Below are 10,959 nucleotides of genomic sequence, written 5' to 3' on the forward strand. Positions count from 1 at the left end.
GAAGTCATGAGTGAGTCCAAGGGCATCAAGGAGCAGTTCTGGGACCCGGTCGCCGGCTTCGGCGTCACGTTCCGGACCATGTTCAAGAAGGTCGTCACCGAGCAGTACCCCTTCGAGAAGATGCCGACGGCGCCGCGCTTCCACGGTCGCCACCAGCTCAACCRGTGGCCCGACGGCCTCGAGAAGTGCATCGGCTGCGAGCTGTGCGCCTGGGCGTGCCCGGCCGACGCGATCTACGTCGAGGGCGGATCCAACACCGACGGTCCCGACGGGGAGCGGTTCAGCCCCGGCGAGCGCTACGGCCGCGTCTACCAGATCAACTACCTGCGCTGCATCCTGTGCGGGCTGTGCATCGAGGCCTGCCCGACCCGTGCCCTCACGATGACCAACGAGTACGAGCTGGCCGACAACAACCGGGCCGACCTCATCTACGAGAAGTCCGACCTGCTCGCCCCGCTCCTGCCCGGCATGGAGCAGCCGCCGCACCCGATGCGCCTCGGCGCCGACGAGGGCGACTACTACCGCGGCACGTTCCATGTCGATGGGGGCGACCACGTCGCCTCCGGCGCCGCGCTGCCGCCCGATGTCGATGGGGGCGACCACGTCGCCTCCGGCGCCGCGCTGCCGCCCGACGTGTCCGAAGACCGCGCGGGGGAGGGGAGCCACTGATGGCCTTCTGGATCCTGGCCCCGATCATGGTGGTGGCCGCCCTCGGCATCCTGTTCGTCCGCAAGGCCGTGCACGCCGCGCTGCTGCTCGCCGTCGTGATGATCAGCCTCGCCGTGCTGTACGCCGTCCTGGACGCGCCGTTCCTCTTCGCCGTGCAGATCATCGTCTACACCGGCGCCATCTTGATGCTGTTCCTCTTCGTGCTGATGCTCGTCGGCGTCGACGCCTCCGACTCGGTCGTGGAGACGATCCGCGGGCAGCGTGCGATGGCGACCGTGCTGGGCCTGGTCCTGGGCCTGGTCCTGGTCACCGCCTTCTCGCAGGTCACGTTCGGGGCGGCTGTCGGCATGGACGAGGCCAACGCGGGCGGCAACATCGAGCAGCTGGCCAACATCCTGTTCAGCCGCTACGTCTTCGCCTTCGAGGCGACCAGCGCCCTGCTCATCACCGCGGCGATCGGGGCGATGGTCCTGGCCCACCGTGAGCGCCTCACCCCCAAGCCGACGCAGGCGTCGCTGGCCGCCCAGCGGATGCGCGACTACGCCGACTCGGGCAAGCACCTCGGCCCGCTGCCCTCGCCGGGCGTCTACGCCCGCCACAACGCGGTCGACACCCCGGCGCTGCTGCCCGACGGGACGGCGTCCGAGGCCTCGATCTCGCGCGTCCTGGCCGCGCGGGGCACCGTGCGCTCCGCGCCGGCCTTCGCTGACGACATCGACGAGGTACGCCGCCAGCTCGCCGGGGGGCGCGCCGACGCGGCCGCCGACCCGACGACCATGCCGGAGCAGTCCGGCAAGGCCGGCGCCCCGGCGACGACCGAGGAGGACCTCGCATGACCAACGAGTACGTCGTGCTCTCCGCGATCCTGTTCACCATCGGCTGCGTGGGGGTCCTGACCCGGCGCAACGCCATCGTGGTCTTCATGTGCGTGGAGCTGATGCTCAACGCCTGCAACCTCGCCCTGGTGGCCTTCGCCCGGCAGCACGGCAACCTCGACGGGCAGATCGCCGCCTTCTTCGTGATGGTGGTGGCTGCCGCCGAGGTCGTCATCGGCCTGGCGATCATCATGACCATCTTCCGCACGCGACGCTCGGCCTCGGTCGACGACGCCAGCCTGCTGAAGTACTGAGGACCTGACTGTGAACCTGACTGTGAACGCGGGAGCCATCGTGCTCGCCTCCGAGGGCGGGTCCGTCCCGGTGGTGCACCCCGGTGCCGCCGACGGGGTGTTCTCACTGCTGTGGCTGGTCATCGGGCTGCCGCTGGCCGGCGCCCTGGTGCTGCTGCTCGGCGGCGCCATGGCGCGAGGCGCGCTGGACCGGGTCGGCCACTGGCTCGGCACCGCCACCGTGGCTGGCTCCTTCGCGCTGAGCGTGGCCCTGTTCGTCTCCCTGCTCGACCGCTCGGAGGGGGAGCGCCAGGTCGGGCAGCACCTCTACACGTGGTTCCAGGTCGGCGGCCTCGACGTGGGCATGGACCTGCTCTACGACCCGCTGTCGGCGTTGTTCCTGCTGCTCATCACGGGTGTCGGCGCGCTCATCCACGTCTACTCCATCGCCTACATGGAGCACGACGACCGTCGCCGCCGGTTCTTCGGCTACCTCAACCTCTTCGTCGCCGCGATGCTGGTGCTGGTGCTCTCGGCCAACTACCTCGGCCTCTTCCTCGGCTGGGAGGGTGTCGGCCTCGCGTCGTACCTCCTCATCGGCTTCTGGCAGCACAAGCGCTCCGCGGCGGCCGCGGCCAAGAAGGCCTTCGTCATCAACCGCGTTGGTGACATCGGCCTGTCGCTGGCCATCGCCGTCATGTTCGCCACCTTCGGCACCACCGACTTCGCGGCGATCAGCGCCGTGTCGGGGGACGCGAGCCAGGGCACGCTCAACGCGCTCGGCCTGCTGCTCCTGCTCGGTGCGTGCGGCAAGTCGGCCCAGGTCCCGCTCCAGGCGTGGCTGCTCGACGCGATGGAGGGCCCGACCCCTGTCTCGGCCCTCATCCACGCGGCGACCATGGTCACCGCCGGCGTCTACCTCGTGGTCCGCTCCAACTTCATCTACGAGCTGGCGCCCGCCGCGCAGACCGTGGTCGTCATCGTCGCCACCGTCACGCTGCTGTGGGGAGCGATCCTCGGCTGTGCCAAGGACGACATCAAGAAGGCGCTCGCGGGCTCCACGATGAGCCAGATCGGCTACATGATGCTGGCCGCCGGGCTCGGCGTCGCGGGCTACCCGTTCGCGATCTTCCACCTGCTGACCCACGGCTTCTTCAAGGCCAACATGTTCCTGGGCGCCGGCTCGGTCATGCACGGGATGGACGACGACGTGGACATGCGCCACTACGGCGGCCTGTCGAAGTACATGCCGGTCACGTTCCTGACCTTCGCGATGGGCTACCTCGCGATCATCGGCTTCCCCGGGTTCTCCGGCTTCTGGTCCAAGGACAAGATCATCGAGACCGCGCTCGCCGAGAACCTCGTCGTCGGGCTGTGCGCGCTGCTCGGTGCCGGCATCACCGGCTTCTACATGACCCGGCTGATGCTGATGACGTTCTTCGGCGAGAAGCGCTGGTCCGAGGGCGTCCACCCGCACGAGTCGCCGAAGCTGATGACCGTGCCGCTCGTCGTGCTGGCCGCGCTCTCGGTCCTCGGCGGCGTGCTGCTCCTCGGTGACTTCGTCGTCGACTTCCTCGCCCCGGTGACCGGTGTCGCCGAGCACCACGAGCCGCCACTGGCGCCGATCGCCATCACGATCCTCGCGGTCCTGGTGGTCGCGGTCGGGGTCGGAGCCGCGTGGTTCCTCGTCGGACGGCAGGCCGTGCCCCGCGAGGCCCCCCAGGACGTCTCCTTCGCCACCCGTGCCGCGCGCGCCGACCTGTACGGCGACGCGATCAACGACGCGGTGGTGGTCCGGCCGGGTCTCCACCTCGTGCACGGCCTCACGACCTTCGACCGCGTCGGTGTCGACGGGGCCGTCGAGGGCGGCTCCGCGGCCGTCGGCGGCATCTCCGGAGTGCTGCGTCGCGTCCAGAACGGCTTCGTCCGCTCCTATGCCCTGTCCCTGCTCGGCGGCGCCCTCCTCGTCGTCCTGGCCCTCCTGGCGGTGAACCTGGCATGAGCGACCTTCCTGTGCTGACCATCCTGATCGCGCTGCCCCTCGTGGGCGCGCTCGTCACGGCGTTCCTCCCGGCCGCGACCGCACGCCTGGCCGGCCTCGGCTTCGCCGGCGCCGCGCTGGTGTGGGCCGCCGTGGCCGCACTCACGTCGTACACCCTCGACGGCGGCATGCAGCTGACCGAGACCTACACGTGGATCGAGGCCCTGGGCGTGCACTACGCGCTCGGTGTCGACGGCCTCGGGCTGGTCATGGTGCTGCTCACCACCCTGCTCGTGCCGATCGTGCTCGTGGCCTCCTGGCACGAGGCGGACGAGCCCGGCAACGGCGGCAGCCGTGCGTTCGTGGCCTGGGTGCTGGCGCTCGAGGCGATGGCGCTGGCCGTCTTCACCGCCACCGACGTGTTCTTGTTCTACGTCGTGTTCGAAGCCACCCTGATCCCGGCGTACTTCCTCATCGGCGGCTTCGGCAAGGTGGGCCGCGGGGCCGCGGCCACCAAGTTCCTGATCTACCAGCTCGCCGGCGGCCTGGTGATGCTCGCATCGGTGATCGGGCTGTACGTCGTGTCCGCCGACGCCGGCAACCCGAGCTTCCTGATCAGCGACCTCGCCGCCCTGGACATCGACCCGATCACCCAGCGGTGGCTCTTCCTCGGCTTCTTCATCGCCTTCGCGATCAAGGCGCCGCTCTTCCCGGTGCACACCTGGCTGGCCGACACGACGGAGCACGCGACCCCGAGCACCTCGGTGCTGCTGGTCTGCGTGCTCGACAAGATCGGCACCTTCGGGATGCTGCGCTTCTGCCTCGGGCTGCTGCCCGACGCCTCGCAGTGGGCCACCCCCGTCGTGGTGGTGCTGGCCCTCATCTCCATCGTGTACGGCGCGCTGGTGGCGATCGGCCAGGACGACGTCCTGCGCCTGATCGGTCTCACCTCGCTGAGCCACTTCGGCTTCATCGTGCTAGGCATCTTCGTGTTCAACACCCAGGGCGGCTCGGGCGCGGTCCTCTACATGGTCAACCACGGCATCGCGACCGCCGCGCTCTTCCTGGTGGCCGGCTACATGATCCAGCGACGCGGGACGGCCTCGATCCGGGCCATGGGCGGGGGCATCGAGAAGGGCGCCCCGGTCATGGCCGGCATCTTCCTCATCTCCGGCCTGGCGGCCTGCGGCCTCCCGGGCCTGTCGACCTTCGTCTCGGAGATGCTGGTGCTCATCGCGGCCTTCCAGCACGCCTGGTGGGCCGGTGCCGTGGCGGTGACCGCGATCGTGCTCGCCGCGATCTACGTCCTGTGGCTCTACCAGCGGACCATGACCGGTCCCGAGCAGGTGGAGATCCGCGACCTCGACCGGCGCGAGGTCGGCACGCTGGCGCCGCTCATGCTGGCCCTGCTGCTCTTCGGGTTCGTGCCGATGCCGCTGCTCGACGCGATCAACCCCTACGTCGACGACACCCTGGCCGAGGTCGGTGTCAGCGACGAACCCCCGACCGTCCCTGCTGCCGATCGTGCAGGCGTCGACACCGCCGATGACACCGCCGACGGCGCGGCCAGCTCGCAGGGAGGCCACGAGTGAACGAGTTCATCAAGCCGACGATCGACTACTTCGAGCTCTCACCGCTGCTCATCGTCTTCGGCGTCGCGTGCCTCGGAGTCGTCGTCGAGGCGTTCGTGCCCCGCTCGGCGCGGTACCTGACCCAGGTGCTGCTCACCTTCGCCGGCCTGGTCGCCGCGCTCGTGGGCGTCGTCCTGATCGCCCGCGATGCCGAGGTCCACGGCGACGGCGCCGCCCGCGGCGTGCTCGCCGTGTCCGGCACCATCGCCGTCGACGGGCCGACCCTGTTCATCTGGGGCCTCGTGCTGGTCCTGGCCCTCGGGGGCACCCTGCTCTTCGCCGAGCGCCACCTCGACGGGGGCGTCTCGGCGTTCGCCGGCCAGGCGGCCGCACTGCCCGGCACCGAGGCCGAGCGGGAGGCCTCGACCCGGGGCCTGGACCACACCGAGGTCTACCCGCTGCTGATGTTCGCGATCTTCGGGATGATGCTCTTCCCGGCCGCCAACGACCTGCTGACCATGTTCGTCGGCCTCGAGGTCCTCTCGCTCCCGCTGTACCTGCTGTGCGGCCTGGCCCGCCGGCGCCGGCTGCTCAGCCAGGAGGCCGCGCTCAAGTACTTCCTGCTCGGCGCCTTCTCCAGCGGCTTCTTCCTGTACGGCGTCGCGCTGGTCTACGGCTACGCGGGCTCGATGCAGTTCGCGCTGATCAACGAGGCGGTCCGCAACGACACCGGCAGCAACGCCCTGCTGCTCATCGGCGTCGGCATGCTGTCGGTCGGCCTGTTCTTCAAGGTCGGTGCGGCGCCCTTCCAGGCGTGGACGCCGGACGTCTACCAGGGCGCGCCGACCCCGGTCACCGCCTTCATGGCCGCCGGCACCAAGGTCGCGGCGTTCGGCGCGATCCTGCGGCTCTTCTACGTGGCCCTCGGCGCGGACCGCTGGTCGTGGCAGCCGATGATGTGGATCATCGCGATCCTCACCATGCTGCTCGGCGCGGTGCTGGCCGTGACCCAGACCGACATGAAGCGGATGCTGGCCTACTCCTCGGTCGCGCACACGGGCTTCCTGCTCACCGGCGTGCTCGGCGTCCAGCAGACCACGGCCCTGGCCGACGGCGAGCTGACCGCGCTGCAGGCGGTGCTGTTCTACCTCGCCACCTACGGCTTCGCGGTGATCGGCGCCTTCGCCGTCGTCAGCCTGGTCCGGGACTCGGGTGGCGAGGCGACCGCGCTGGCGCGCTGGGCCGGGCTCGGCAAGGAGTCGCCGATCGTGGCGGGCGTCTTCGCGTTCTTCCTGCTGGCCATGGCGGGCATCCCGCTGACCTCCGGCTTCGTGGGCAAGCTCGCGGTGTTCTCGGTGGCCCTCGCCGCCGGCGCGTGGCCGGTCGTGGTCGTGGCCGTGCTCGCGAGCATCATCGCCGCCTTCTTCTACATCCGGGTCATCAAGGCGATGTACTTCGACGAGCCGGTCGGGGACGGCCCGACCGTCGCCTACCCGAGCGTGCTGACCGCGACGACGATCGCGCTGGGTGCGGCCGCGACCCTGATGCTGGGCATCCTGCCGGGCCCGCTGCTGGACCTGGCCGGCCTTGCGGGACAATTCATCAGGTGAGCACCCCTTCCGCGCCGGCGCTGGCGCTCCCCGTCGTCGACGAGGCCCTGGCGAGTCGCCTCTCCGCACGGCTCGAGGTCGTCGAGGAGATGCTCATCGGGCACACCCGTGCGCGGACGGCGTACGTCTCGGACGCGGCCGGCCACCTGATGCGCGCGGGCGGCAAGCGCTTCCGCCCGCTGCTGGTGCTGCTCGCCGCCGAGACGGGGGACACCCCCGACGCCGACGAGGTGCTGGCGGCGGCGTGCGTCGTCGAGCTGACCCACGTGGCGTCGCTCTACCACGACGACGTGATGGACGAGGCGGCCCTGCGGCGCGGGTCAGACACCGCCAACGCCCGCTGGGACAACCACGTCGCGATCCTCACCGGCGACTTCCTGTTCGGGAAGTCCTCCGAGGTGACCGCGCAGCTCGGTCCCGAGGCGGTGCTCATCCAGGCGCGCACCTTCACCGAGCTCGTCGAGGGGCAGATCCTCGAGACCGTCGAGCCGGGCCCCGACGAGGACCCGCTCGCGCACTACCTCGACGTCGTCGCCGGCAAGACCGGCTCCCTCATCGCCACCTCCGCGGAGTACGGCGCGATGTTCGGGGGCGCGTCCGCCGCGGTGCGCACCGCGCTGCGTGGGTACGGCGAGATCGTGGGGGCGGCCTTCCAGCTCTCCGACGACATCCTCGACATCGCCTCCGAGTCGGACGAGTCGGGCAAGACCCCCGGCACCGACCTGCGTGAGGGCGTGCCGACCCTGCCGGTCCTGATGGCCCGCGCCTCCACCGACCCGGCCGACGCCCGGCTGCTCGAGCTGCTCGACGCGGACCTGACCGACGACGACCTGCACGCCGAGGCCCTCGACCTGCTGCGCAAGCACCCGGCCATGGACCAGGCGCGCGGCTACGTGCTCGCGGAGTCCGAGCGCGCCAAGGCGCTCCTCGCCGCGCTCGAGCCCGGATCGGTGCGCACCGCGCTGGAGTCGTTCGCCGACATCGTCGCCAGCCGCACGTCCTGACCGTCTCTCGCGGCCGCGGGCCGCCGGTCGCCCGCACGAGTGCGCCTCGCGATGAGGTTCCACGCACCTGCGTGGGGATGCAGGGACCGACCACCCCTGACCCGGCTGTACCTCCACGCACAGGCGTGGACCCTCCAGGCTGCCTCGGCCTTGCGGACGCCGTACGAGTGTGCGCAGATGCGCCGGAAGCGGTGCTTGCCACGTGCATCCACGCACACTCGTCGCGGCTGGTGAGCGACACGCCGAGCTTCGACGGCATGAAGCAGGGCATCGCGGTCTGGCTGTGGGCGATCCTGGTCGTCGTGCTGGTCGCCAGCCTGGCCGGCGCCGTCCTCGGCGGCCTGGCCGGAATGCGCTTTCACCGCGCGGTGGACAGGACCGGGCTCGACCGTTGACCTGATCCGGGTCGCCCTCGCGGCGACCGCACGCCACCCGAGAGCGGGGACGCCCCTCGGGGCGTCTCCGTCCTGCGTCGCTCGACCACCCTCAGCAGGCGGAGGCCGCGGCCACCAGCTGCAGCTGGCGGCGCCGGTGGTGGAGTGCCTCGACGGTGAAGATCATCAGCGCGATCCACACGAGGCCGAAGCCCAGCCAACGTCCGGGCGGCATCGCCTCCTGGAACACCAGGACGCCGAGCGCGAACTGGATGACCGGCGCGAGGTACTGCAACAGCCCGAGCACGACCAGCGGCACCCGGATCGCTGCCGCCCCGAAGCACAGCAGCGGGATGGCGGTGACCACGCCGGTCGTGGTGAAGAGCAGTGCGTGACCGAGCCCCTCCGAGCCCATGCTCGAGTGGCCGGACAGGACCAGCCACGCGACGTACGCTCCCGCGACCGGGGCGAGGACCGCGGTCTCGACGGTCAGGCTGACGACGGCGTCGACGCCGGCCTGCTTCTTGGCGAGGCCGTAGGAGCCGAACGAGAAGGCCAGCACCAGCGCGACGTACGGCAGGCGCCCGTAGTCGACGGTGAGCACCACGACGGCCAGCCCGGCGATGCCGACCGCCACCCACTGCAGCTGCCGCAGGCGCTCCCCGAGGATGAAGACCCCCATCAGCACCGTGACCAGYGGGTTGATGAAGTAGCCCAGCGAGGTCTCGACCACCCGGCCGTTGTTGACGCCCCAGATGTACGCCGCCCAGTTGACCGAGACCACCACCGCGGCGAAGGACAGCAGCCGGAAGGCCCAGCGGTCGCGGACCACGGCCGCCACCGCGGAGGTCTGCCGCAGGGCCACCATGACCAGCGTCATCGTCACGGCGGACCACAGCACCCGGTGCGCGAGGATCTCGACGGCACCGGCCGGTTCCAGCAGTGGCCAGTAGAGCGGGAAGGCTCCCCAGAGGGAGTAGGCCGCCACTCCGAAGAGGAAGCCGCGACGAGATTCCTGCACGCCACGAGCGTAGTCGCGTCATGACCTAGGATTCGGCTGGTCTCGAAACCGTGTGGTGCACTGCGCACGGCACGGTGCCTGCGGCAGCATCGCGCTGGCATCGCACGACACACACCCGATTCGTCCAAGGGGGACACATCATGCGGAACCCACGCACCGTGGCAGCCGGCCTGATGGCCGCACTCGTCGGCCTCGGAGCCGTCGTCGCCGGCCCGACCGTCGCGAGCAACGCCGAGCAGTCGAAGGCCCAGCGGGTCATCACCGAGACGCCTCCTGCCGGGCACCAGGTCGCCTACAACGCCTTCCGCCTCAAGGGCAAGGTCGAGAACCCGCAGGTCGACGGCACCCTGCTGCCGTTCCAGGGCAAGGTGCTGCTGACCAAGAAGGCCTGCAAGCCCTGCAAGTTCAAGACGGTCCGCAAGGTCAAGGTCAACGACAAGGGTGTCTTCAAGGCGCGGCTCACCGTCCCYGACAAGGGCCGCTGGAAGTGGCGCATCAAGGTCAAGGGCAACTCGACCTACGCCACCACGTACGGCGAGAAGTGGACGCTGTTCTTCCGCTGACCCCGACGCTCCCGGCCTCCRGCACGGTGAGCACCCCATTTCGACACGACGACCCGGCGCCACGCGCCGGGTCGTCGTCGTCTGTGGCTGCGGGTCAGACGATCGTCCAGGTGTCGCCGGCGCCGATCAGCGAGGCGAGCCGCGCCTGCTGGTCGTCCTCGGCCGCACCGCCGCGCGCGGTGGTGATCTGGGCGCGCGCCTGGTCGTCGTACGTCGGCCGTTCGACCTGGCGGAAGATGCCGATGGGCGACTGGTTGAGGTAGCCGGAGTCGGTGAGCCGGCTGATCGCGAACGCGGTCGACGGGTCGGGGTGGTGCGCGTCGTGGACGAGGATGTCGGTCTCGTCGACGTCGGAGGCCTGCACCACGAGGACGCCGCCGCCGGCGGGGTCGCGGACCAGCGCCCTGGACCCGAGCCCGGACTCCAGCGGCGCGCCGAAGCGGATCTGCTCCCCGTGGACCAGCGGGATGATCGCGTCGGCCTTGGTGTCCGGGTTCTTGATCGCGTCGAACGCTCCGTCGTTGAAGATCGGGCAGTTCTGGTAGATCTCGACCAGCGACGTCCCGCGGTGGGCGGCGGCCGCCGCGAGCACCGAGGTGAGGTGCTTGCGGTCGGAGTCGATCGTGCGGGCCACGAAGGACGCCTCGGCGCCCAGCGCCAGGGAGACCGGGTTGAACGGGTGGTCGACCGAGCCCATCGGGGTCGACTTGGTGACCTTGCCGGTCTCGGAGGTGGGGGAGTACTGCCCCTTGGTGAGGCCGTAGATCCGGTTGTTGAAGAGCAGGATCGTCATGTTGACGTTGCGGCGCAGCGCGTGGATCAGGTGGTTGCCGCCGATGGACAGCGCGTCGCCGTCGCCGGTGACGACCCAGACCGAGAGGTCCTCGCGGGCGGTGGCGATGCCGGTGGCGATCGACGGCGCCCGGCCGTGGRTCGAGTGCATGCCGTAGGTGTCGAGGTAGTAGGGGAACCGTGACGAGCACCCGATGCCGGAGACGAACACGATGTTCTCGCGGCGCAGGCCGAGGTCGGGCAGGAACGACTGCACGGCCTTGAGC

11 protein-coding genes are annotated in these 10,959 nt (G+C 70.4%); 9 read left to right on the forward strand and 2 right to left on the reverse strand.

Translation table 11 applies throughout. The features are described from left to right. The first annotated feature begins 6 nt into the window (after positions 1 to 6). From nuoI to ACXJKL_RS05745, 8 genes are all read left to right on the forward strand, one after another. Positions 7 to 669: an NADH-quinone oxidoreductase subunit NuoI gene (gene nuoI / locus ACXJKL_RS05710; protein WP_457206103.1), complete on the forward strand. Its 663-nt coding sequence runs from the start codon at positions 7 to 9 to the stop codon at positions 667 to 669. Further along, on the forward strand, positions 669 to 1,505 hold the full coding sequence (locus ACXJKL_RS05715; protein WP_457206094.1) for an NADH-quinone oxidoreductase subunit J: 837 nt from the start codon (positions 669 to 671) through the stop codon (positions 1,503 to 1,505). Before nuoI ends, ACXJKL_RS05715 begins: the two co-directional genes overlap by 1 nt. Further along, complete coding sequence (gene nuoK, locus ACXJKL_RS05720; RefSeq protein WP_457206095.1) at positions 1,502 to 1,798, forward strand: NADH-quinone oxidoreductase subunit NuoK; 297 nt, start codon at positions 1,502 to 1,504, stop codon at positions 1,796 to 1,798. The genes ACXJKL_RS05715 and nuoK overlap by 4 nt, the downstream gene beginning before the upstream one ends. Positions 1,799 to 1,868: 70 nt before the next feature. Then, positions 1,869 to 3,779: an NADH-quinone oxidoreductase subunit L gene (gene nuoL / locus ACXJKL_RS05725; RefSeq protein ID WP_457206104.1), complete on the forward strand. Its 1,911-nt coding sequence runs from the start codon at positions 1,869 to 1,871 to the stop codon at positions 3,777 to 3,779. Then, entirely contained in the window at positions 3,776 to 5,350 is a 1,575-nt protein-coding gene (locus tag ACXJKL_RS05730) for an NADH-quinone oxidoreductase subunit M (RefSeq protein ID WP_457206096.1), read from the forward strand. The genes nuoL and ACXJKL_RS05730 overlap by 4 nt, the downstream gene beginning before the upstream one ends. Beyond that, positions 5,347 to 6,939, forward strand: a complete 1,593-nt coding sequence (nuoN, locus tag ACXJKL_RS05735; RefSeq protein WP_457206097.1) for an NADH-quinone oxidoreductase subunit NuoN — start codon at positions 5,347 to 5,349, stop codon at positions 6,937 to 6,939. The genes ACXJKL_RS05730 and nuoN overlap by 4 nt, the downstream gene beginning before the upstream one ends. Continuing rightward, positions 6,936 to 7,943 (forward strand): polyprenyl synthetase family protein, encoded by a 1,008-nt coding sequence (locus ACXJKL_RS05740; protein ID WP_457206098.1) that lies wholly within the window; start codon positions 6,936 to 6,938, stop codon positions 7,941 to 7,943. Before nuoN ends, ACXJKL_RS05740 begins: the two co-directional genes overlap by 4 nt. A 230-nt stretch (positions 7,944 to 8,173) precedes the next feature. Continuing rightward, positions 8,174 to 8,338: a hypothetical protein gene (locus tag ACXJKL_RS05745; protein WP_457206099.1), complete on the forward strand. Its 165-nt coding sequence runs from the start codon at positions 8,174 to 8,176 to the stop codon at positions 8,336 to 8,338. A gap of 91 nt (positions 8,339 to 8,429) precedes the next feature. On the opposite strand, the gene rarD is transcribed toward ACXJKL_RS05745, so the two are convergent. After that, positions 8,430 to 9,338: an EamA family transporter RarD gene (gene rarD / locus ACXJKL_RS05750; protein ID WP_457206100.1), complete on the reverse strand. Its 909-nt coding sequence runs from the start codon at positions 9,336 to 9,338 to the stop codon at positions 8,430 to 8,432. 140 nt (positions 9,339 to 9,478) lie between these two features. On the opposite strand from rarD, the gene ACXJKL_RS05755 reads away from it, so the two are divergent. Further along, on the forward strand, positions 9,479 to 9,901 hold the full coding sequence (locus ACXJKL_RS05755; RefSeq protein WP_457206101.1) for a hypothetical protein: 423 nt from the start codon (positions 9,479 to 9,481) through the stop codon (positions 9,899 to 9,901). A 94-nt stretch (positions 9,902 to 9,995) separates the two neighbouring features. Here the strand turns inward: ACXJKL_RS05755 and ACXJKL_RS05760 are convergent. Continuing rightward, positions 9,996 to 10,959, reverse strand: a 964-nt coding sequence (locus tag ACXJKL_RS05760; protein ID WP_457206102.1) for a 2-oxoacid:ferredoxin oxidoreductase subunit beta, incomplete at its 5' end; no start/stop codon positions are given.

Source organism: Nocardioides sp. P5_C9_2 (genome assembly GCF_054049555.1).